Raw genomic sequence first — 22299 nt, 5'->3', positions numbered from 1 at the left:
CAGCCCAGTCCTCCACGCCAATCACCTCTTCCTCCTGACTCGCATAGAGCCAGGTTGATCACTCGATCACGGAAGGGGTCACTTTTCATCGACCGCTAGGGGGTCACGGTTTTGGGAGATCGCCGACACGGATGCCCACCAGGAGCGCCGCCACCACCATGGGGTCTCTCCCAAAGCCTCACATCTGGCACCTGTCGGTCGATCGGGCGCCGCGCCTACTGTCTCTTGGACGCCGATCGGTCCGAGGCGCGAGACAGAGCGACGGGACAGAGCGCCGAAACGCGCCGAACAGAGCACAGAGCACAGAGCTTGGAAAGACGACGATGGACTACTGCGCACCCTGCCGCCGCCACCTCAACGGTGCGCTGTCCTGTCCCGGCTGCGGTGCGCCGGCCTCCGCCGAGGCCCCCTTCGCCGGATCCACGCCCGGACCGGCTTACCACCCGGGTCCCCTCACCGACCCGCCTCCCGAGCCGGCGGGGGCTCGCCGCAACCGCCGCAGCAGACGCAGGTCCCGGCGTCGGGGGCGGGTGCTCGCCGCCACGGCGGTGACGCTGGTCCTCGGCGGCGCGGGCGTGCTGGCGCTGACCCCGCCGCAGTCCGGCGGGCCGACCGGGCCGGCCCCCGCACCCTCCGCCGAGGAGCACGGACCGGAGGTGGCCCTCCAGACGGCGCCGCCCACTCCGTCGCCGATCGCCCCCAGCACCTCGCCGTCGGCCGGAGCGACCAGGTTCAGAGCCCACTCACGGCCGAGCGGCCCCCCGTCCAGCTCGGCACCCGTCCCCACCGTCTCGGCAGCGACCGCCTCCTCGACGACCGCACCGAGGCCGTCCACGACCCCTCGTCCGACGAAAACCGCGCCGTCGCCGTCGCCGACCTGTACCCACTTCCTCTTCTGGTGCAGCTGAGCCGGGCCCGTCTCCCGTTGGCCGCACCCACTCCTCCGCCTGTACCACTCGCCGCCCTCTCCGCCGTCTCTGTAGGCCGTTCCGAGGCGGCGAGCCGGTAACCAGGCGAGTGCCCCCGCCCCGACCGTTCGGTACCCGTCGGGCATCTCTAGCGACGGGGAACGGGCCAGCACGCACGCGGTAGGCCGGGAACCCGGCCATGCGTGCACGCGGCTCGGTGCGGTCCGTAGCCGTCTCACGCCCGGGAACACGGCCCGCGCACACCACCGCAGCCGTGGACCGTGCGCCGGCGACCGTCGTATCCGCGGAGGACACGGACCCCGTGCCCGCAGCCGGCGGACACGACGACTGCCTCGGCCTTCACAATGGTGCTCAGGAGACCGTCCACCGCGACGGCCGGCCTGTCCGACCACCGAACCCGTCCGACCATTGAAGAAGGAGACGCCGTGAGCGAGCAGACCGCCGTTGCCCAGCGGATCGCCGACACCATTCGCCCCGCCATGCTCAGCGGTCTGCAGGACGCCCAACTCCACGGTCCGGGAGGCGCCCAGCACATCAGTGACTGGGCGGACTGGATCGCGGCCACCGTCGCCGAGCATGTCGTCCAACCGATGGCCGCCGAACGGGACGCCTTCGCCGACCGCGTCGACACGCTCAGCCACATCGCCAAGCGCCACAAGGAGGGCTACGCGGACGCCGTACGGGACATGCAGCAGTTGGAGGCCCGGATCGAGGCTCTGGAGGCGGAACTGGCCCAGTTGCGCACAGCCGAGGAGGCCCGCCAGTCCTGACGGCCCACCCTGCTCGACAGCTGCTCCCCTCCGACACGGTGGAGGAGCGGCTCACGAGCCGGGCCGCCTCCCGCCGCTGCTACCCCTCCGTAGGGTCCGGACCGCCTGTTCCGCTGCTGGCGTCATCCCGAACTGATGCTCATGAGTGAGGTTGATGCCTTTCAGGTCGAGGAAGCGGATGAGACCGTCCTCGCGGCCTGACCACCACACCGACGGTGTCCGTCAAAGCGGAGCAAGCTCACTGAAGATCGAGGATGACCCGACTCCTTGACGAAGGCTGCCACGCTTCGTGTTCGCAGAAGTGACTACGCCGTGCACATCAGGCGGCGTGAGAACCGGTGGGATGAAGAGGGCGAAGACCTCAGCACGGCGGGATGGGAAGCGGCGGCTGAGGCCGATCTCGACCTCGTGATGGTCCCCGGGCCCCACGGTCACTCGCGGGCGCGGAGACTGGCTTCCTCGAGGTCGAGTTCGCGCTGGATCCGGCGCCGGGTGGCGTTACTGATCATGTTTGCTTCGTAGAGGCGCTGGAGCTCGGCCGCCTCAATGCCGATGAGTGTCTGGCGAATCTCGCGGTAGGCGTCGGCAGGACGGGCGTCGGGGTCACTGTAGTGGGCATCTTCCGCTTGATGGATACGCGCTTCCAGATGGCGACGAGCCTGGTTCAAAGCGGCCTCAGCGGCGGCACCCAGATCGGCGAGCTCATCCAGATCACCAAGCTGTTTGAGCTCTTCGAGAGCGGTGTGGGCAATGTGCCGGCGGGTCCGGGCCTCCTCGCGGGCGGTGTGCTCCGGTTCCAGACCGATGCCCGAGCGGCGGACGACGGGAGCGAGGGTGAAGCCCTGGAAAACAACAGTGAGCGCGATGGTCCCCGTGGTGAGCGTAAGGATGAGCGCCCGGTGCGGCAAGGGCGTCCCCGTGTAGGTGACCAGGGGGATGGAGAGCGCGGCGGCCAGCGGCATGACGCCTCGGGTGCCTGCCCAGGACAGGACCGCCGGAACGCGCCAGGAGAGACGACCGTCACCCTCCTTGTGCCGGTACTGGATCAGGGCGGACAGCGGGAAGAGCCACAGCAGGCGGATCGCCAGCACAGTGAAGGCGATCACCGGCACCCACAGCGGCCAGCCGTGCTCGTCGTGCGCGAGGTGACGGACGGCGGAGGGGAGCTCCAGGCCGATGAGGGCGAAGACGACGCTCTCCAGCAGGAAAGTCACGGTGTCGTAGACGGCGTGGACCTGGAGGCGGACGGGGGCGTTGCTGAGCTTGTGGCCGGTGCTGCCAAGGACGACCCCGGACACGATGACGGCGGTCACGCCGGAGGTGTGCGAGTCCTCCGCGATGACGTAAGAGGCGTACGGAGTGACCAATGCGATGACCGTCTCCAGCACGGGGTCCTCGGTCCGTCTTCGGATGAGGGCCACCACTGCGGCGACCGCCGCGCCGATGAGAGCTCCTCCGCCTGCAAGGATCAGGAACTGCTCGACGGTCCCGAGCACGGTGATGACGCTGCCGGAAACCGCGGCGGCCACGGCGACCTTGTACAGAACCAGGGACGTGGCGTCGTTGAACAGGCTTTCCGCCTGCACCATGGCCTGCACGCGCGGTGGGAGAGAAAGGCGCCGGCCGAGTGCCGTAACGGCCACGGGGTCGGTGCTGGCCAGGACAGAGCCAAGGATCAAAGCGGTCGCGGCGGTGAGCGGGGTGATCGCTCGGGCGACGTACCCGACGGCGATAGCCGAGGCGAGGACCAGACCGAAGACCAGGCCGGTCACAGGCCGCCACACGCTGCGCACGTCGCGGACAGAGATTTCCCCGGCCGAGGCGTAGAGCAGGGGCGGCAGCACCAGCACACTGATCACGTGAGGCGGCAGGCGGACTTCGGGAACCCAGGGCATCAGCCCAACGACCAGACCGGCAATGACGAGGAGCGAGGGAGCGGGCAGACTCCAGCGTCGGGCACCAGTCGCCACGGCCGTGGCCAGGACCACGAGCAGCAGGATGACGGTCAGGCCGGTCATAGAGCGTCCCCGGTGTGGGTTACGGCTTGTTGTCCCCCTCTGACCAGGTACTTTACCAACGTAACCGACCTCGGCCAGTGACGCAGCGGCCGCGGAGTCGCGGGCTCGGAGCTTGCCCGGCGAGGGTCCGCGTGTCGACGAGCATCTGCCGCAGCCCTTGGCCTTCCCTGGACGCCGAGACCCGGGCCGGGTCGAGCAGGCCCTGGCCGTCGAGGTGGCGCTGGCGGGCGAGCCAGGAGATCAGCTGCGCGTGCTTCGCCTTGTCGGTGGAGTCGAGGTGGCCGTGCTCGAGGTGGAACAGCACCGCCAGGGGCCTGCATGCGCTGCCACTCGACGGCCCGCGGATGAACGCCCGTAGCAACGACGCGCGGCGCGCAGCCGGGGCGGACGCGGACCGGCGCGGCGTCGCCACAACCGGAGCAGCGGCGGCTGGAGCAAGAGAGGCCACCGGCTGCTGCGACTGCGACGGGTGCCGGGGCGGTGCCGGGGCGACAGAACCCGCGCAGGTGCATCAGCACGCCGTCATCGGCGGGGCCCTCCACCGGACCGCCGGGTTCACGGAGGCCGAGGACCCCGTGGCCCGTGCCGTGGCCGAGTTCGAAGCGCAGCAGGAGGCCGGCTCCCGGCCCCGGTGCTCGATGTCGTTGTCGACCCGGCGAGCGGCGCGAACGCCCTGGTCTTCCCCACCTGCGACTACACGTCGAACAGCATCCTGGTCGGCCGGGACGAGAGCGGTACGGGTGTCGGGATCTTCTGGTCCAACTTCGACGGGTGACGTTCGGCAGGTGACGTTCGGCAGGTGCTGGGGCAGCTGGCGTCCTGCGCCAGGAATTCGGCGGGTAGCTGTGGAAGTGGCCAGGACGGGCCCGGTGCCCAAAGTGGGCCAGCCGCCGGCGAACGGGCCAGTGTGGTTCCCCCGCGGCGGACGGCGGGTAGGGAGCTTCCCACCGGCCGCCACCGGAGGCCGGTCAGGCCGGCGTGCCCGCCACGGTGGTTGGCAGCGTCCAGCGCTGGGCGGCCGAGCCGTCGCAGGTGAGCAGGTCCAGCTGGGTGCCCGGCTGCTGGCCCGCCGCAGGGTCGGCCAGGCAGAGTCCGGAGCCCTGGTTGACCAGGCTGCCGGCCAGCCCGGGAAGCCAGGCCTGGTAGGGCGAGCCGTTGCAGGTGTGCAGCGCCACCAGGTCACCGGTGGTGCCCAGGCACAGGCCCGCGTGCCGGAGGGTCCCGTCCATCTCCGCGGTCCAGTTCTGGGCCGGCGTGCCGTTGCAGCCCCAACTGTCCACGCGGCTGCCGTCACCGGTGCCGTTCCCGTAGTCGTCCAGGCACTTGCCCAGCTCGCCGCTGGGCGCCGAGCCGACCGGGTAGCCCGCCTGCTCGGCGGAGGCGTAGGAGCTGGTGCGCAACCCGGCACCGGCGTCCCAGATCTCGTACCCCGCCTCGACGCTGACGAGGTACGCGTCCGGACTCACCGCGCCGCGCACCACCGCGTCGCGGATGATCGAGCGCAGGTCGAGGCCGCTCACCGAGGTCGTCGGGCTCTGCATCCGGTAGCCGACCAGCGGCCAGGTCGTCCCGTTGGCGCTGATGGTGGTGCGCCAGGTCGCGTAGCCGGTCCCGCCGATGGTGGTGCTGCCGGTGGCGACCGGCGCGTCGGCAGCCGGTTGGCGGTCGAGCCAGACCATCAGCTCGGCGCTGTCGGGCTGGCCGGCGGAGGTCGGTGTGCTGTTGAACCACAGGTCGTACGCCACGTCGTAGTTCCCGGGCGCCTCGACGGTCGACCAGCTGGTGGTGGCCGCGCCGAGCCGGCTCACCTGGATCGGCAGCGCACTGCCGGTGCTGCAGGTTCCCCAGTGACAGCCCTCGTAGATCTCCGCATAGCTGACCGGCGCGGAGTGCGCCGGATCCGCCACCGTCGCGGCCGAGGCGGTGACGGTGAAGTCGGCACCGCCGTCGGTGCTCAGGCACTGACTCTGGTCGGGGGTACCGTAGTTGTTGTTGTCCACCACGTACCGCCCGCCCGCCACCGGTATCGTCCGGTACTGGTCGCAGGTGATGGTGACCGGGGCGATGGGGGTCGGGATGACGGCGGCCGGGGCTGGCGTCTGGACCAGGACCGGCACTGCGGCCAACAGCACGGCGCACAGCACGACCGCGCCCGGGCGCCCGCGCAGCAGACGGACGGACATGTGTTCCCCCTCAAACAGGTCTGATGATCGGCGATGATGCTACCGGCGCCCCTGGTGGCGACCCGGTGCACCGTCAGCTGCAGGAACCTGTCAGGTCAGCCGATCCGCTCCATATGGATCCGGGCCCACTTCGCAGACGGCCGCACCGGTGCCCGCCCACCGCCCGCCACAGGCGCTGCTACGGATGCGAACCGATAACCAGCACGGTGACCACCGCCTGGTCCCGGCCGGCGTGCCGATCGCCGGCACGCGAGGATCGGCAGCGAGCCGGTCGAGCGCGCGGCGCACCCGGCACAGCTCCACCGGAATGGTGCTGGGTGTTGGTGAGGCGAGCTTCTGTGAGGAGTTCGGGACCGAGGTCTTCGCCTTCCCGGACGGCGGCGCGGTCCGGGCACTCGGCCGCCTCGGCGTGCAGCTCCCGGTCAGAGCCTTCGGGGCCGCCCAGGGGCCGTTGAAGGCTCAGCGCGGTAGGCGCGCTGGGCGTGGGCGGTGCGGGCGGCCCGAAGAAGCTCCTGGTCCTTGCGGTGGGCGGCCTTGGCCTTGCGCTTGGCGTGGCAGGGGTAGCAGGTGCCGCCCTTGCGGTGCGTCCAGTAGTCGTGGGTCTCCTGGACCCAGACCTTGTCCTGCTCCGGCGCCGTGCCGCAGTCCGCGATCTGCCCGGAAGTAAGGCGGGCATGAGGGGAACCTTATCGGCGCTGAAAATCTGCGCTTCGGGCTGTCAAAGCGCCCTAGGTTCGTGATCGCTCTGGCGTTGCATCGACCGCCGCACCGGTCCGCTGCCGTCCTTTCTGTCCTGCCCATGTGAAGGGAGGTGCCGAGTGCGTGAAGGTGTGAGCGAGCCCCGGCTGCGCGAGTTGGTGGCTTCCTGTGACAGCGGCCAGCGCGTGCTGGTGCTGGTCGAAGGAGAAGCGAGCATGGGCAAGAGCGCTTTCATGCGATGGTTGCTGAGTCTGCCGGAGGCCCGGCGGGCGGGCGCCATGGCACTGCGGGTTTCCCATGGCGGAGCGGTGATCGAAGAGGGCCCTGGTAGATCGGCGGCGGTACCCGGCTCTGCTCCCGGGCCCGACCGCTCGGTCCTTCCACGGCCGACGGCCTGTGCGGGTTTCTGGGTGCCCGGTCTGTCGGGGTGCTGGTGGTGGAGGACGTCCACCGTGGCGGCCTGTTGTGCCGCCAGGCCCTGCGCCGGATGCTGGAGCGCCCGCCGGCCGGGCCCTGCACCATCCTGACCTACCGTCCGGAGGAGCTTGTCGAGCCCGGACTGGTGCTGGGCGCAGCCGTGGACTATCCGGCCGATCTGTCGGTGGTTCGGGTCCGATTGCGGCCGCTGAGCGAGGACCGAGCGGCGCCCCAACGCGGGCTGGAAGAACTCCGCACTACTGAAGGGGAGTTGACCGCCATCGGGGCGCTCTGGGACCCCGCCGGAGTGCGGGGCGCGCTGCGGCGGCACCCGGCGGCGGCGAGGAGATCGGCAGCACCTCCGAGCAGCTGCTCGCCTGCCGCCGCTACGCCCTGCCCGGCGAGGCTCGGGCCATCGGCTGGTTCTGACGGACCGCAGGTCAGCTGGGGCGGTTACGGGTCCGGGCCTACCTCGGCGTGCGCCCCGCCGGTGGTGGCCCGGTTGTGCGTCTCGGGTCCGGCGGGCGCCCGGGTGTAGCGGATCCGGGCGCGGTGTCCGGGTGAGTGTCGCCGTCGTTGCCGCTGATCACCAGGACATGTCGTCGACGAGGGCAACCGCATGACCGGTCGGCGCCGCTGCCGATCCGGTCGGTGCAGCTACGTCGCCCCAGCTCGTATCGGCCATGGTCACCGGCTTCACGGTGGCCGTGGCAGCGCCGACCGACACGGCGACAATTGCCGTGAAGGCAGCCAGAACTGCTGCAATACGGGTGCGAGACATGGGCGTACCTCTTCCGCTAATCACAAGACGGGTTCGGAGCCAGACAGGCGTCTTGCTCCGGCACGCACTAGTGTTCACATTCGCAGGTGTCGCTTCAAGCGCTTCAGTGCCGTCGCCGGCAGGAGTGGAAAGCCGCTCCTCCCGTCGGTCCACCCCTCGGCCCGTCTCTCAAGCCGACCCCTTGGTCCGACCATACAGCCCACATTCGTCCCCCCGGCGCGGCCGTCTCGCCGCCGGGTAGGCACCGCCCAACAGCGCAGACGTACGGGGGATTTACCGTCGAGCCGGGCAGGAGAATCAGCCGCCGGCAGGTGAAGGTGGCCAATCTCTTGGCAGACGGTCAAGATCGTTGAGGCGGGTCACAACTGACCTGCGGGCGGACAACACACTGACGTTGGCCGAGCGGGAAGAGATCTCCCGAGAGCTGGCCCGTGGCGAGTCCTTCCGCGTGATCGCCGAGCGGAGGGGCCGGGCGCCGTCGACCGTCAGCCGCGAAGTGGGCCGCCACGGCGGGCGGGCGAAGTACCGGGCGGCGGATGCCGACGAGCGGGCCTGGGACAACGCCCGCCACCCCAAACCCCGTCTATTGCAAGGCAATCCGCCACTGCGCGATCTCGTCGCAGCCAAGCTGGCCGCCGACTGGCCGCCGCCGCAGATATGGCTTGCCCACCGCTCCGGACGCGAGGACGGTATGTACGTGTCCCACGAGACCGTCTACCGCAGCCTGTTCATCCGGGCCCGCGGCGTTCTGAAGAAGGAGCTCATCGCCCACCTGCACAGGCGGCACACCATGCGGCGGTCGAAGACCCAGATCTGTCAGAACGTCGAAAGCCGAGCGAAGAGCATCGGTTGTGAACGTCCGTAGCCGCGTGCACGGATGAGCCGCAAGCTGACAGAGTCCATTCAGGCCGCCCGAACCACTCCTTTCGGGTGGCGATCGGCCGCAGCGGGCCAGCAATGGCCCGACGAACCTACCAGCGGTCGCACAATGGCGCGCCCAATGCTGGTGGCCGACGGACGGACGACAGGGATGGCCTCAAACACTCACGAACCGCTGGACGGCACGACCATGGTGCTGCGCAAGCTCCCCCAGGTGACGGTGCTGTTCTGGATGCTGAAAACGGTCGCCGTGACTCTCGGAGAGTCCACCGGCGATCTGCTCGGTATCAGCTTCAAACTCGGCTACGCCACCACCGCGTTCCTCTTCCTCGCGTTCTTCCTGGTCGCCGTCGTGGCCCAGGTGCGAGCGAAACGGCTCCACCCGTCGCTGTACTGGTCGGTGGTGCTGGGCACGAGCATGGTCGGCACCGAGGTATCCGACTTCCTCAACCGCGGATTCGGCCATGGCAGCGCCCCCGACGGCCTCGGCTACACCTCCGGCGCCGTGATCCTCACCGCCCTGCTGGCGCTGGTCTTCCTCGTGTGGTGGCGCACCGGGCAGACGTACAACGTGGAGAACATCTCCAGCCGCATCGGCGAGATCCTGTACTGGATCGCAATCCTGGTATCCAACACCCTGGGCACGTCCAGCGGTGACTGGCTCTCGGACGACACCGGCCTGGGCTTTCGCAACGCCTTCCTGGTCATCATGGGCATCTTGGTGCTGATCACAGCCATGTACTACCTGACGCCGATCAATCAGATGATGTTGTTCTGGTTGGCGTTCATCCTCACCCGTCCCCTGGGCGCGGCCGGCGGCGACGCGCTGACCAAACCGACGGCCCAGGGCGGGTTGGGCTGGGGCACGGCGGGCGGCACCGCGGCGCTGAGCGCCCTGCTCCTGGTCCTGATCGCCTACCAGACCTGGCACATCCACCACCACCCTTTGGCCCCGCTGCCGATCCCCGTGGACCGGCGTACCGGACAGCCTCAGCGCCCCAACGGAGCCCTGGTCCAACCAGTCGCTGCCACCGGCTCCAGCCCAGGCTGATCAGAACAGTCACCTCCCCAGGACGCGGCCATCCACCATCGCGGCCAGCTACTCATCGCTCATTCCAGCTCGCCGGCGCCGAGGTGCTGGACGAATCACCAATCCGCGTGCAGGGGGCCATGAACATCCGCGCATCCAACTCCGGAAGCTGGCAACCATCCAGTGGCCGCCCTCGCCGCGAAAATCGGCGGATGCCCAGCACGTACCAGCAGCCCCAGCACGGTCTGAAGGCCCTCATCCCCCAGCATGAACAGCCCGAACCGGACAGCGCCGGGCAGCGCGCAGGCGCGCAGCTCCTTCATCCGCGGGAGATGAGTCTGCCTGCCCCGGTCATCGCGGCCGCCGGCGGGCTCCTCACCGATCGGTTGAACGATCCAGACCAGTTCACCCGTGAAGCGGCCGCGGACGTGCTGGCCCGGCTGAACGCCGTTCTCGGCCAGGAGCCCATACGGCGCTGAGCAGCGGGAACACCCGGCCCGGCGGGGGCGCGCCAGGCGGGAATGCACAGCCGCACGCACTCGCGCTTACCGCCCTCGGGGGTGCGGTAGATCCGCGCTCACAGGCCCAGGCCCCGCTGGGTGAGCAGCCGCCGGGCCTTGGTGAGGGTTCACCTGCTGGTGGGCGTCGAGCAGCCGGCCGAGGCGGGGCACGAGCTCGGTTTTCTCGTCCCGGCCCATCGCCGGGCCGCTGCCGCCGACGGGACCGCCCGCGCGTACGCCACCGGGCACGGCCGTGGTCAGCGCTCGCCCATGAGCGCCGACCGTCGGCACCCGGTCTCCGCGCTTCTTCGACACCGGCGATCCCACGGGCGACCGGCTGACCGTATGGACGGCCAGCCGGTTCGTACAGCCGGCATCACCAGTTCCTCGCCGAAACGCCGAAGAAAAGTGCTGCAGAAATTCCCGTTCCGACCCGAAGCCTGCTACGGTCGTAGGAGTTGCAGTTTTGGTTCCCATGAACTCTGGGTGCGCCTGCCGGTTCTCACCGCAGGCGTATTTTTTTCTGAGATCCCGGCGGGTCATCAGTGCGGCGATGGATAGCCCGCGCAGTGCGGGTCTACAGCGCCTTCGAAGGAGAATTTTTTATGGCTTTTGGCACCGTGAAGTGGTTCAACGCGGAAAAGGGCTTCGGCTTCATCCAGCAGGAAGACGGCGGCCCGGACGTGTTCGCCCACTTCTCGAACATCAACGCCGCAGGCTTCCGCGAGCTGATCGAGGGCCAGAAGGTCGAGTTCGACGTCACGCAGGGCCAGAAGGGCCTCCAGGCGGAGAACATTCGCCCCCTCGCTCTCTGACTCTCCCGCTGCGCGATTTTCGGTTCACAGCGGAACCCGGGGATCGTACCGCACGGGCGGTACGATCCCCGGCTCTTGCCCAGGGTTGACCGCTCTGGCAGTGCACCGCCGCAGGTAACCCGTCGCTTCCTTCCCGCTGCCGCCGGCCGTTCCCCCATTTCAGACCGGCATCAAGGCACACGGGAATCCGCCACGCGCTGGTGGCCGCGCCATTGCAGAACTGCTTTGCCCGTCGACCGCCAGGCCCCTCCTGGCGCACCCCGGTTGCCCACCAATGCGAGTCTCTCGATCACCAGGGCGCAAGACGGCCGGTCAAGATCTCTTGGTAAACGGTCAAGATCACCTGGCGGAGGACAGAGCGAGCCGGTGTCAGCACCGGGCGGGACCGTTGTCCCGTCTCAGCCGATCTGGTCTCCGTCTCACATGATCTGGCCCGATTCGCTCGCCCTCGCAGCGGACCTGGTCCGTCGCGTCTCGCCCGATGAAGGTCGAGCAGGCTGACGACCGAGCTCTTGTCTCAGCGAGACCTGACTGCATGGGTCACTGGGCCGGCCGGCTGCTGGCACCCGGAGAACGCCATACTGCACGTCGTGGTGAGGTGACCCCAGGCGACATCGCGCGCGGCTATGAGGCACCGGACGGGCGCACCGGGGTACTGACTCAGGACGACCTCGCCGACCTGCCGCTCGCCACCACCGAGGAAATCAGCGTCCTCGGCTTCCTGGAAGCCGCCAAGGTGGACCCGATCGCCTACGACCGCGCCTACTACTTGGTGCCCTCGGTCCCAGCCGGGGCGCGCCCGTACGCGCTGCTACGCCGCGCGATGCTCGATGCCGGCCAGGTCGGCGCGCCCGCGTGGCCCTGAGAGCCAGGGCGAGCCTTGCCGTGCCGTGGGTGCAGAGCGATGCCCCACCCGCAACCCCGAGTCCGGGCAGCCGCACATCTCCGTCGTGGTCCTGGGCCACGACGGCCGATTCGCCGCCCGTTACGACGAGCAGCACGTCACTCCTGACGATCGCGCCGCCGACTTCGGCCCCGGCACCGGTGGGTGTTCCCTCGCCCTCGACGGGTGGTGTCTCTGGCTCGGCATCTGCTGGGACTTCGGCTACCCCGAGCGCGCCCGCGCCGCAGCCCTCGACGGCTGCCACGCGTATCTGGTCGGCGCGATGTTCGGCCGGGGCACCGGGCCCAGCAGCGTGCCGCGGTCTTTCCAGCACGGGCGAGCTGCTCGGCCCCGCTCAACCTGCCATGCCCTGATCCGCGCCGACCACTTTGCGTGCTTCCGTCACCCCGGCCCGTTCCTCGACCTGAGGTTCACCGAGGCCCGCCCGGCGATCACCGCTCAGCCGGTCGCATGCTTGTCTCGGCAACGACATGTATCTCGTGGACGGCGTTTCGGTCGCCGGTGAGCGGCTGGACGCGCCCGGCGGAGTCGGTGGCCCGGCAGCGGATGCGGTGCGGGCCCGGGGCGAGGTCGTACCGGAGACGGAAGCGCTGCCAGGCGGGATCCGGGCCACGCCGGTCCAGCGCGGCAGGCTGCCAGTCGGCCTCGTCCACGGCGATCTCGACGGACGTCACCTCGGTGGAACTCCAGGCGTAGCCCGCCAGTTCGCAGCTTCCGGCCGGAATGGGGCGCCCGTCACCCGGGGTGAGCAGCTTGCTGCTGACGTCCTTCTCGCGGACCGGCCGGGCCTCGCTCTCGCCGGGCAGGACGCGGGTGTAGAGACGGGTGGTGAAGAGGTGGTCTGGACGGTCGGCGGCCAGCACGATCCGGCTCAGCCACTTGACCGAGTTGGTGCCGAACATCCGGGGCGCCACCGCCCGCAGCGGGTAGCCGTGGTCGGGGCGAAGCGGTTCGCCGTTCATGGAGTGCGCGAGGATGACCTCGGCGCTCGCCTGGTCGAGGGGCAGGTCCTTGAGGTAGCTCAAGCCGCTCTCTCCCGCGAAGTCGCCCGAGTCGGCGCCCTCCAGCCAGACGTGCTGGGCCTCCGGGCGCGGGCCGGCGAGCTCCAGTACGGCGGCGAGCGGGACACCGGCCCACTCCAGGTTGGTGACGGCGCGGGTTGGCACGTCGGGGCGCAGTGGGTTGCCGAAGCACTCGTGGACGGCGGTGAAGCAGGTCTGCGGCAGGCCCTGGATGGTCGGGAAGTCCAGCTGCAGGGGCCGCTCCACCAGGCCCTCAACGGTGAGCGACCAGGTCTCGGGGTCGAACCGCGGGTGCGGGCCGAGGTGGTTGCGGATGAAGACCTCGTCGACCGGGGTGATGAAGAGGTCGGGTGTCTCCGGATCTGTCCTGATCATTTGTCACGTCCCCTGTGTCGAACTCGCCGTTACGTGCGATCGACAGTACAAGGAGCAACTGACATCGCTCGGGGCAGGCTCCTGGGCTCAGCAGGGCCGGAACGCCCGCGCCGCTGCCATGAGTTCGACCACTGTCGCCGCATCGCGCTCCGAATGTGCAGCGGCGATCTCGCGCAGTGCTGTCTCTCGGTCGAGGATTGCCACGTCGTCAAGGCGTCCGCGCGCGACTGACTTCATCTCCGAGTACCGCCTCCTCGGGCCCCGCCGTTCGGGTCGGTGACCTGCGAGCCGCACACGTCACAGGGAACTGTCAAGGTGACGGGCATCCAGGAGGCCGGAAACGGCCGCGAGGAAGCCGTACCTGGTGACCGTCGCCGGAACGGGGAGCTCGCGGCTTCAGGTTGCGCTCGGAGGCGGGGTCGACAAGCTCGGCTGTATCAGACGCCCGAGGCCGGCTCCACCGCCGTCGACCATGACACCGTCCGCGTGCGCGGCGTCAAGGTCTCGGTCAAACACACTCCCCCCGGCTCCGCGATCGTGGATGCGGTCCTGGTCTGCCCACCGGGCAAACTGCCCTCATCACCGTGACAGACTCGGCTGCCCGCGCAGCGAGCTTCCGCCGCGCCGCCTCACCAGGCAGCCTGCATGCCTGCTGCCGTGGCCGAGCTCGGCCGGGCCTAACTGGCGGCGACGGCGGCGGCGCCCTCGGCGTACAGCGCGACCACTTCGGCCGCGGCCGCGGCCAGTTCGGCCCGGGCCTCCGTCGGGGACAGCACCTCAACGTCCGCTCCGAACGGGAGCAGCGCCCGGACCGCCCGTACGGCACGGAAGCCCATCTCCACCTCCACGGACTCGCCATCCAGATCCTCCGGACCGGCGGCCAGGTTCACCACGTGGATCCGCAGAAAAGTGTCCAGTCGGTGCCGCCGGACCCGGCAGCGGACCCGGATCTCCTGCGGCAGCCGCTCGACCTGGTCACGGAGCACAGTCCAGACCTCGGCGAGGCTCAGCCCGGGCCGGCGGCGCACCGGCTCGTCGTCGACCGAGGCCGCCTGCACCCGGTCGGACCGGAACAGCCGGGCCTCGCCGTCCCGGTCGGCCACCAGGTACCAGACGCCGGCCTTGCTCACCAGGCCGTACGGGTCGACGACGTACTCCTTGGGCTCGCTCTGCCCACTGTGACGGTACGTCAGGCGCAGCCGACGGTCGGCGAACACCGCCCGCTGCAGCTCGCCGAGCTCCACCTCGGCGGCGCCACCCCGCATCCAGCGAGCCGGGTCGACGAGGATTCGCTCGCTGGTGCGTTCGGCCGCCGGGCGGTGCGGCGCGGGTAGGGCGGCCATCACCTTGCGCAGCGCCGAGCCGATCGCCGTACCGAGCCCCAACGCGTCATGCGTACCGTCGGCCGCGAGCACGAACAGGGCCCGGGCCTCGTCGCCGGTCAGGCCCGTGACGTCGGTGCGGTAGCCGGGCAGCAGGCGGATGCCGCCCAGGCGGCCGCGCTCGGCCCAGACCGGAACGCCGGCCGCCGACAGCGCCTCGACATCCCGGTAGATCGTCCGGACGGACACCTCCAGCCGCTCGGCGAGTTCGGTGGCCGGGACCTGGCCCCGGGTCTGGAGCAGCAGCAGGATCGAGAGCAACCGGTCGGCTTTCACGGAAGTCAGCCTAAAACCTGACAGCAGATGTCCGGTATACCCAGGAGAGTGTCCGTCACAAGGCCACCCGGAACCGCGCCGGGGCCACTGACCGAGGAGTTCTCCCGATGGATGCCGCATTCGACCCCCGCCCCCTGTTCCTGCGCTCGATCGGCCAGTTGGAGAAGCTGCTCACCTCGCTCGCTCCCGCACACCTCGAGAAGCCGACACCCTGTCAGGAGTACGACCTGCGCACGCTGCTGGGCCACACCATCGGCGCGATCCACCGGATCGCGTACATCGGCGAGGGCGGCCGGGGCATGGACCTGCCCGCGCAGGTCGGCGAGGTCACCGACACCGACTGGACGGGTGCAGCTGCCCGGGTCCGGGCCCGCGCCACCGCCGCCTGGGCCGAGGACGCCAAGCTGGACCGGGAGGTCGAGGTGCCCTGGGGCCTGGCCACGGGTCGGATCGCACTGAGCGGCTACGTGATGGAGACGGTCACCCACAGCTGGGACATCGCCCAGGTGATCGCCCCCGAGGCCGAGCTCGACGAGGAGCTGGCGCTGGCTGCGCTGGCCATCGCCCAGCAAGTGCTGCCAGCCGACCGGCGCGGCCCCGAGGTTCCGTTCGGCGCCGCACAGCCGGTGCCGGCCGACGCCGACGCCTACACCCGGCTGGCGGGCTGGCTCGGACGCAGCGTCTGACGGGCCAGCCGGAGGGCGGGCGGAGCATGCGCGTCGCCCGCCTTCCGGCGTTGCCGATGTCGGCGCAGCTTCTCGCCGATGGCCATCCCAAACCGGAACAGCGGGGCGACCAGCTGAGGGCCGATGACAGCCCGCATTGACCGACGGCTACTGCATCCCGCTCGGTCGCGTCCTGGCCTGCGCCAACCGACACGACTCACCCCTTCTGGCCCCAACTCTCGGTCTTCTGGATGGACTTGGAGCGCCGCCGGACGGGATCACCGTGCACCTATTGGACGCCGGCGACGACTCCGCCAAGTCCCGCACCGCGCTTGACAAGCGAGGTCTGCAAGGCCAGATCGCCCGCAAAGGGGCCAAGGTGCCGGCCCACGCCGCGCACCGCTGGCACATCGAGCGTACCCATGCCTGGCAGAACGCCTTCCACCGGCTCGCCCGCTGCTACGAACGCCGGACCAGCATCATCGACGCCTTCTTCGACCTTGCGGACACGATCATCACTGTCCGTAGCCTCATCCGCCGAGCCTGGACCATCCACCGCTGGGATACCAACCCCCAACGCCAACCATGACCCGCCGCCACCTAGGCGACCTTTAAAGCCGCCTGGGTCAGCCAAGGCTGAGCGGCGCGCCGTGCCAGCGCCAGTTCGTCCGGCGAGGGCGATCAGGAGTCTCGATGCGTCCAGTGGCCCACAGAAGGGTCGACCACGGGGTGTCGATGACGAGGACGTCGGGGAACAGCCGCGCGAGGACTCGCTCACTCAGGTCCTGCGGAGCTCCCCAGACGAGATTCAGACCCTGGGTGATGTCGTGGGTGTGGACCAGGGTCTCGACGACGCCCATCGCCGCGAAGCCCTCCGGGTCGGAGGCCCCAAAGACGTGCGGGGCCAAGGTGGTTGCGTCGGTGGTGTCCACGACCGTCGCGAGCAGTCCGCCGCAGGCCTCCACGACGGTCAGGAGTCCCCCAGGCCCTGCCTCGTGGTCCCCGAAGATGACATTGGCCGGGCCATCAGGTCGATCACTAGAAATGCGCAGTGGGACGCGCGGTACGGCGATCGGCTGCGCGAGCCCGAACCGTAGCGCGTACGTGAGCAGGTCGTCCGCGAGGTGTTCGAGGGTCTCCCAGCACGTCCATTCCAAGCCGCCAGCCAGAGCGTGCCATTGGGCAGCCGGGACGTCTTCCAGGACGTCGACGCAGTGGGCGACGGCCTGGCGCACGTGCTCCCCACTCACTGACATGTGCGGTCCTTCGGACTGTGGCATGCGGAGAGCCTACAAGGCCGGAGCGCTGTGATCGGCCTGGCAGCCTTCGCCGCTTGGCACCGCAGCCTGAACGGCCTGGTCGCGGCGGCCTCCGACGCGACGAATCGCACGAGGTGCCGGACAGGGACATCATCCACCACCGGCCTGCGTGATCCGGATTCCGCCCGAATTCGGGCAGAATCCTTGAGCCTTGTTCGACCGTGAGCCTACGGTCTGTGCTGTCGCTCGTGTCGAACTGGCCCGCGAGGGCACGATCTCCCACTTCGATCAGCTCCCGCTCAGCCTCCTGACCACTGCCACCGTCGACTGGGTCCGCGAGGCCGCTCCCGGCGTGCCCGTCGATGAGCGCCGGTTCCGGCCGAACCTGGTGGTGCGTACGCCGCCCGGCACGCCTCCGTTCGTGGAGGACGAGTGGTTCGGCAGCACCGCCCGGATCGGCGACGCTCTGCGCATAGGGTTCGAGCGCGCCAGTGAGCGATGCGTGATGACCAACGAGGCCCAGCAGGACCTGCCGCACTCCCCGCTGATACTGCGAGCTGTCGCGCAGGCCCACGACACGCGGCTTGACGCACTGGCCACGGTCACACACCCGGGACGTGTACGACTCGGCGACACCGTCGAACTGAACTGAGGCACCATCTGAAAATCAGTCCTCCCCCGGGCTCGGGCTCGGGAAGGTCGAACACCCACAGAACCTCAGGACCGCCGAACTGCGTCAGTCCGACCGCCTTCATGGTCTGTACACCCCTGTTCTCGTGATCGTGGGTGGTCGTGTTTCACTTCGGGCCGTGCACGCTTGGGCTGGTCGGTCGCACCGTGAGAACCGCTCACACCTGCGGTTACAGCTTGAACTGGGTAGCCATGAACGCGCTGAACTCGGTAACGCAGGCGCGCTCGTTCGGCCTGGCGTTCTCCCGGAGGACGCGGGCCTTGTGGGCTTCGGTACGGCGAGGGTCCTGGATCGCTCCCGACCACCACGAGGCCGGAGGCCAGACCGAGGATGTCCGGGCCGGCCAGTGCCACCGGCCGGCCCGGACATCGGGATCAGGCGAGGTCGAACCGATCGAGGTTCATGACCTTGTCCCACGCGGCCATGAAGTCACGCACGAACTCCTCCTTCGAGTCGTCCTGGGCGTAGACCTCCGCGATGGCTCGGAGTTGAGAGTTCGAACCGAAGACGAGGTCGACGGCGGTAGCGGTCCACTTGACCTCGCCTGTGGCGCGATCCCGCCCCTCGAACACGTTCTCAGCCGAGGCGGACGCCTTCCACGCCGTGCCCATATCGAGCAGGTTCACGAAGAAGTCGTTGGTCAACGTCCCGGGCCGATCGGTGAGGACACCGTGCCGGGACTGCCCGACGTTGGCGTTCAGGGCCCGCATGCCGCCGATGAGAACCGTCAGCTCCGGAGCGGTCAGCGTCAACATGAACGCCCGGTCCACCAGCCGGGTCTCCGCCGGCAACTTCTCCCCGGCCCGGAGGTAGTTGCGGAACCCGTCGTAGGTCGGTTCGAGCACGGCGAACGACTCCACATCGGTCTGCTCCTGCGAGGCGTCCGTACGCCCCGGCGCGAACGGGACCGTGACGTCGTACCCTGCCTTCTTCGCCGCCTGCTCGACGGCCGCGCACCCGCCCAACACGATCAGGTCGGCGAGCGAGACCTTCTTGCCGCCGGACTGCGAGCGGTTGAAGTCCTGTTGGATCTGCTCGAGGGTCTGCAGCACCTCGGTCAGCTCGGCCGGCTGGTTGACCTCCCAGTCCTTCTGCGGCGCGAGGCGGATCCGCGCCCCGTTGGCCCCACCGCGCTTGTCGGTGCCGCGGAAGCTCGCTGCCGCTGCCCACGCGGTGGAGACCAGCTGGGAGATGGACAGCCCCGATGCGAGGATCGTGCCCTTGAGGGCGGCGATGTCCGCCTCTGCGATCAGTTCGTGGTCGACCTTTGGGATGGGGTCCTGCCACAGCTGTGGCTCGGGAACCCACGGGCCCAGGTAGCGCGAGCGGGGTCCCATGTCGCGGTGCAGCAGCTTGTACCATGCTTTGGCGAACGCATCCGCGAGCTGGTCGGGGTTCTCGTAGAAGCGCTTCGTGATCGGCCCGTAGATCGGGTCCAGCTTCAACGCCAGGTCCGTCGTCAGCATCATCGGGGCGTGCCGCTTGGACGGGTCATGAGCGTCGGGCACGGTGCCCTGGGCCTTCGGATCCTTGGGAGTCCACTGCTTGGCCCCGGCGGGGCTAGCCGTAAGCTCCCAGTCGTATTTGTACAGGTTGTCAAGGAAGCCGTTGTCCCACGTCGTCGGCTGGCTAGTCCAGGCACCCTCCAGCCCGCTGGTGAACGCATGGGCGCCCTTGCCGCTGCCGAAGGCGTTCTTCCAGCCGAGGCCTTGCTGCTCGATGGGGGCGGCCTCGGGTTCCGGACCAACGTACTGGGGATCGACTGCACCATGGGTCTTGCCGACCGTGTGGCCGCCGACGATGAGCGCAACCGTCTCCTCGTCGTTCATCGCCATACGACCGAAGGTCTCTCGAATGTCTCGGGCGGCAGCCAGCGGATCCGGGTTGCCCTGCGGCCCCTCCGGGTTCACGTAGATCAGGCCCATCTGTACGGCGCCGAAAGGCTCCGCGAATTCCCCCGGTCCGCTGTAGCGCTCATCTCCGAGCCAGGTGTCCTCAGGGCCCCAGAAGATCTGCTCGGGCTCCCAGATGTCCTCTCGCCCGAAGCCGAAGCCGAAGGTCTTGAACCCCATCGATTCATAGGCACAGTTGCCGGCGAAGATCAGCAGATCGGCCCAGGAGATCTTCCGACCGTACTTCTGCTTGATCGGCCAGAGCAACCGGCGCGCCTTGTCCAGGCTCGCGTTGTCGGGCCAGCTGTTGAGGGGCGCGAACCGCTGAGCGCCGCTGCCGCCACCTCCCCGGCCGTCGGCGATGCGGTAGGTGCCAGCGGCGTGCCAACTCATCCGGATGAAGAGCGGCCCGTAGTGGCCGAAGTCGGCCGGCCACCAGTCCTGGGACGTCGTCATCAGCTCGAAGAGGTCCCGCTTCAGCGCCTCGACGTCGAGGGTCTTGAACTCTTCTTTGTAGTTGAAGTCCGCACCCATCGGGTTGGACTGGGGCGAGTGCTGGTGGAGAACCGAGAGGTCCACCTGGTTCGGCCACCAGTCCCGGTTCGTCCTAGGCCGATGCGGCGTGGGGGTCGGGGAGGGGATTAGTGGGTTCTCGCTTTCGCTGGACATGTCGGGTCTTCTCCCTGTCTTGCCGGTTCGTTCTGGTGGTTACCCGGGTGGCGGCGCGCAGGAGGTGGGCGGCCAGGGCAGCCTTCCCTCGCCCTCGTTCGGGGACTCGATTTCCGGCGGGACGGGCAGAGCAGAGCGGCAAGGGCCGCCCGCAGCTGGACCTCGCCGGAGCGAACTCCTCCTACCCACGCATCATCCCGCGGCCAGCAGACCGGACAAGGGAGGCGCGGCCGGACTGCGGACCAAGAACAGGGTGCAGGCGGTCAGTGGACCAGGTCAGACATGGAGCTGAGGGCGGTGTCGGGCCGGACCACCGCGTTCGTCACCGAGTCGTGGCCGGCGTGGCCGTACCCGGCGACGCGGGCAGCCAGCCCCCGGTCCAGCAGCTCACTCAGCTCGGCCGACTCACCGGCAGAGCTTCCGGACGCTGTGCGGCCGGGCCCGGCAGTGCACCATCCTCCCGAAGCCGGCCCGGGCGGCAGCGGATCACTGAGTGGGCCGGGCGGCGTGGTGCCGCACGGCGCGCTCTCAGGGCACCGACGGACGGGGCCGCTGGTTGCCGGCCCCGGCCCGCGCCGGCCCGCCCACCGTGGCTAGGTGAAGCCGTCACGGGCTCAGCGGAGCAGCTGTCAAACCGTCAGGATGACCGCCTCCATCCGCAACGACCGGCCGGTGGTCCCCACGAAGGCGTCCTGGCCGGCCGCCGCGCAGACCCTCGGCTGCCAGCCGATGTTCTGCACGTGGGCCTGGGCGCACACGCTGCCGCTGCCGACGCCGATGCCCAGCGCTTCCATGCGCAGCGACCGGCCGGTGGTGCCGACGCCGACGGCCGTGCCGTCGCCCGCGCAGACCCATTTCTGCCAGCCGATGTTCTGCACGTGGGCGACCGCGCACACCCCGCCGACGCCGGAGACGGCGATGCTCAGCGCCTCCATGCGCAGGGACCGGCCCATGGTGCCCGCCATCTGTCCGTCGCAGACCGCCGGCTGCCAGCCGATGTTCTGCACGTGGGCGGCGTAACAGATGTGTCGGCCGGTGTCGTTGGGGTGCGTGACCGCCTGCCGCCGGACGGCCGCCAGCACCTCGGCACGGGCCGCCGCGTCGGAGGTGATCGCGCTCGCCCGTGGCGCGGCCGGGCTCGCGGTCGCCGCCTGGGCAGGAGCGGCCAGCGAGGTCAGTCCCGCCACCAGGAGTGCAGTGCTGAGCAGGCCAGCGGCGGAACGTCGGATTCGCTTCATGGGTGGTGTCTCCACTCTTGCCGGAGTCGAGGTGAAGTGGCCACGCCAGATGCTATCCGCGGCATCGCCGTCACAACGGCCACCGACTGGGCCACAGCCGCCGACGGCACCCGCGCGGACTAAGACCGACCGGCAATAGGGCCCGCGGCGTCGCGTGCCGATAGCTCGCGCCTGGGCGCACATCCCTCGTCGCGTGCAGCGCCGCTGCGCTCTCCTCACGATGCACGCCCAGACTCGGCTCTCGACCCGCTCCTTGATCCACGCTCCCTATTGCCGGTCGGTCTAAGCCGGTCGCGCAGCGCCGCGATCTGCTCCGGGTCGGTCATCTCCAGGGATTCGATGGTCAGCCGCCCTTCGGAGGCGTCGGCCAGGTCATGGAGGCCGGTGCCCGACGACACGGGGCTGCGGACCGTCCCCATAGGCCGGGAGACCAAGGTCGCGTGCCTGCCCGTGACGCATCCGCTGGCCGACCGCCCGAACCTCACCTCCGCCGACCTCGACGGCGAGCCGATCCTCGATGCCCGGACCCGGCGGACCTCCTCACTGGAGGAGAAGTTCGAGCTCATCGCCTCCGGGCAGGGCATCGCCCTGGTCCCGCTGAGCATCGCCGACTCGTACTCCCGCCCGACCTGCTCTACCTGCCCATCACCGACTCCCGGCCCGTCGAGACCTGCCTGGCGGTGCCGAGGAACGACTGCGCGGACCCCGTACCGGAGTTCCTGGCCATCGTCACCGCCACGCTGCGCCGCCCTGCGGCAACGCTCCCGGCCATGCCGGACCACGAGGCCCCGGCCGCCCACCACTGTGAGCGACCTCAGCGTGCAGGCAACCGCTTGGAGCCCATGGCATGACCTGCGTCACGCCCCGCCAGAGCGGGCAGCGCGGAGCAGGACCGGGCAGTGCGG

Annotated in this window: 20 protein-coding genes and 2 pseudogenes; 12 read left to right on the top strand and 10 right to left on the bottom strand. The window is 69.6% G+C overall.

Features of this window, described 5'->3' with window-relative positions; all coding sequences use genetic code 11:
* Positions 1–131: 131 nt before the first annotated feature.
* Positions 132–413, top strand: a pseudogene (locus ACZ5ON_RS18110) (SCO2400 family protein); the annotation flags it as partial.
* A 23-nt stretch (positions 414–436) separates the two neighbouring features.
* Here the strand turns inward: ACZ5ON_RS18110 and ACZ5ON_RS18105 are convergent.
* Complete coding sequence (locus tag ACZ5ON_RS18105; protein WP_465593471.1) at positions 437–835, bottom strand: hypothetical protein; 399 nt, start codon at positions 833–835, stop codon at positions 437–439.
* Between the two features lie 519 nt (positions 836–1354).
* Between ACZ5ON_RS18105 and ACZ5ON_RS18100 the strand changes: the two genes are divergently transcribed.
* Positions 1355–1699, top strand: a complete 345-nt coding sequence (locus ACZ5ON_RS18100) for a hypothetical protein (RefSeq protein ID WP_465593011.1) — start codon at positions 1355–1357, stop codon at positions 1697–1699.
* Between the two features lie 431 nt (positions 1700–2130).
* Here the strand turns inward: ACZ5ON_RS18100 and ACZ5ON_RS18095 are convergent, their stop codons facing one another.
* Positions 2131–3717, bottom strand: a complete 1587-nt coding sequence (locus tag ACZ5ON_RS18095; protein WP_465593009.1) for a Na+/H+ antiporter — start codon at positions 3715–3717, stop codon at positions 2131–2133.
* Between the two features lie 52 nt (positions 3718–3769).
* Complete coding sequence (locus ACZ5ON_RS18090; protein ID WP_465593006.1) at positions 3770–4021, bottom strand: hypothetical protein; 252 nt, start codon at positions 4019–4021, stop codon at positions 3770–3772.
* Between the two features lie 327 nt (positions 4022–4348).
* Between ACZ5ON_RS18090 and ACZ5ON_RS18085 the strand changes: the two genes are divergently transcribed.
* Positions 4349–4492: a hypothetical protein gene (locus ACZ5ON_RS18085; RefSeq protein WP_465593003.1), complete on the top strand. Its 144-nt coding sequence runs from the start codon at positions 4349–4351 to the stop codon at positions 4490–4492.
* A gap of 193 nt (positions 4493–4685) precedes the next feature.
* Here the strand turns inward: ACZ5ON_RS18085 and ACZ5ON_RS18080 are convergent, their stop codons facing one another.
* Positions 4686–5900 (bottom strand): GH12 family glycosyl hydrolase domain-containing protein, encoded by a 1215-nt coding sequence (locus ACZ5ON_RS18080; RefSeq protein ID WP_465593000.1) that lies wholly within the window; start codon positions 5898–5900, stop codon positions 4686–4688.
* A 1702-nt stretch (positions 5901–7602) separates the two neighbouring features.
* Entirely contained in the window at positions 7603–7797 is a 195-nt protein-coding gene (locus ACZ5ON_RS18075) for a hypothetical protein (RefSeq protein ID WP_465592997.1), read from the bottom strand.
* A 394-nt stretch (positions 7798–8191) separates the two neighbouring features.
* Between ACZ5ON_RS18075 and ACZ5ON_RS18070 the strand changes: the two genes are divergently transcribed.
* The 6 genes from ACZ5ON_RS18070 (at position 8192) to ACZ5ON_RS18045 (ending at position 12430) form a co-directional block, all read left to right on the top strand.
* Positions 8192–8662 carry a transposase gene (locus ACZ5ON_RS18070; protein WP_465592994.1) on the top strand — a complete coding sequence of 157 codons (471 nt, stop codon included), beginning with the start codon at positions 8192–8194 and terminating at the stop codon, positions 8660–8662.
* A gap of 12 nt (positions 8663–8674) precedes the next feature.
* Complete coding sequence (locus ACZ5ON_RS18065; RefSeq protein WP_465592991.1) at positions 8675–9727, top strand: COG4705 family protein; 1053 nt, start codon at positions 8675–8677, stop codon at positions 9725–9727.
* Positions 9728–9918: 191 nt separating this feature from the next.
* Positions 9919–10185, top strand: coding sequence for a hypothetical protein (locus ACZ5ON_RS18060; RefSeq protein WP_465592988.1), 267 nt, complete (start codon positions 9919–9921; stop codon positions 10183–10185).
* 626 nt (positions 10186–10811) lie between these two features.
* Positions 10812–11021, top strand: coding sequence for a cold-shock protein (locus ACZ5ON_RS18055; RefSeq protein ID WP_344638812.1), 210 nt, complete (start codon positions 10812–10814; stop codon positions 11019–11021).
* Positions 11022–11619: 598 nt separating this feature from the next.
* Entirely contained in the window at positions 11620–11886 is a 267-nt protein-coding gene (locus tag ACZ5ON_RS18050) for a Ku protein (protein WP_465592985.1), read from the top strand.
* A complete protein-coding gene (locus tag ACZ5ON_RS18045; RefSeq protein ID WP_465592982.1) occupies positions 11852–12430 on the top strand; it encodes a nitrilase-related carbon-nitrogen hydrolase in 579 nt (192 codons plus the stop codon). Before ACZ5ON_RS18050 ends, ACZ5ON_RS18045 begins: the two co-directional genes overlap by 35 nt.
* On the opposite strand, the gene ACZ5ON_RS18040 is transcribed toward ACZ5ON_RS18045, so the two are convergent.
* Together ACZ5ON_RS18040 and ACZ5ON_RS18035 are read right to left on the bottom strand one after the other, a co-directional pair.
* Positions 12357–13322 carry a molybdopterin-dependent oxidoreductase gene (locus tag ACZ5ON_RS18040; protein WP_465592979.1) on the bottom strand — a complete coding sequence of 322 codons (966 nt, stop codon included), beginning with the start codon at positions 13320–13322 and terminating at the stop codon, positions 12357–12359. The two genes, ACZ5ON_RS18045 and ACZ5ON_RS18040, sit on opposite strands and share 74 nt — an antisense overlap.
* A gap of 677 nt (positions 13323–13999) precedes the next feature.
* Positions 14000–14980, bottom strand: coding sequence for a helix-turn-helix transcriptional regulator (locus tag ACZ5ON_RS18035; RefSeq protein WP_465592977.1), 981 nt, complete (start codon positions 14978–14980; stop codon positions 14000–14002).
* Positions 14981–15087: 107 nt separating this feature from the next.
* Here ACZ5ON_RS18035 and ACZ5ON_RS18030 point away from each other — a divergent pair, with 107 nt between their 5' ends.
* A complete protein-coding gene (locus tag ACZ5ON_RS18030) occupies positions 15088–15666 on the top strand; it encodes a TIGR03086 family metal-binding protein (protein WP_465592974.1) in 579 nt (192 codons plus the stop codon).
* A 136-nt stretch (positions 15667–15802) separates the two neighbouring features.
* A pseudogene (locus ACZ5ON_RS18025) lies at positions 15803–16234 on the top strand (transposase family protein); the annotation flags it as partial.
* A 37-nt stretch (positions 16235–16271) separates the two neighbouring features.
* On the opposite strand, the gene ACZ5ON_RS18020 reads toward ACZ5ON_RS18025, so the two are convergent.
* A complete protein-coding gene (locus tag ACZ5ON_RS18020) occupies positions 16272–16901 on the bottom strand; it encodes a hypothetical protein (RefSeq protein ID WP_465592971.1) in 630 nt (209 codons plus the stop codon).
* Positions 16902–17115: 214 nt separating this feature from the next.
* Here ACZ5ON_RS18020 and ACZ5ON_RS18015 point away from each other — a divergent pair, with 214 nt between their 5' ends.
* Positions 17116–17556 carry an MOSC domain-containing protein gene (locus tag ACZ5ON_RS18015; RefSeq protein ID WP_465592968.1) on the top strand — a complete coding sequence of 147 codons (441 nt, stop codon included), beginning with the start codon at positions 17116–17118 and terminating at the stop codon, positions 17554–17556.
* A 413-nt stretch (positions 17557–17969) separates the two neighbouring features.
* Here the strand turns inward: ACZ5ON_RS18015 and katG are convergent, their stop codons facing one another.
* Both katG and ACZ5ON_RS18005 read right to left on the bottom strand, forming a co-directional pair.
* Positions 17970–20156 carry a catalase/peroxidase HPI gene (gene katG / locus ACZ5ON_RS18010; protein ID WP_465592965.1) on the bottom strand — a complete coding sequence of 729 codons (2187 nt, stop codon included), beginning with the start codon at positions 20154–20156 and terminating at the stop codon, positions 17970–17972.
* Between the two features lie 629 nt (positions 20157–20785).
* Positions 20786–21394, bottom strand: a complete 609-nt coding sequence (locus ACZ5ON_RS18005; protein ID WP_465592962.1) for a hypothetical protein — start codon at positions 21392–21394, stop codon at positions 20786–20788.
* Between the last annotated feature and the right edge of the window lie 905 nt (positions 21395–22299).

The organism is Kitasatospora sp. NPDC032150, from assembly GCF_055579945.1.
Note: the sequence above shows the minus strand (reverse complement) of the source record. Positions and strands in the feature narration are given on the sequence as shown.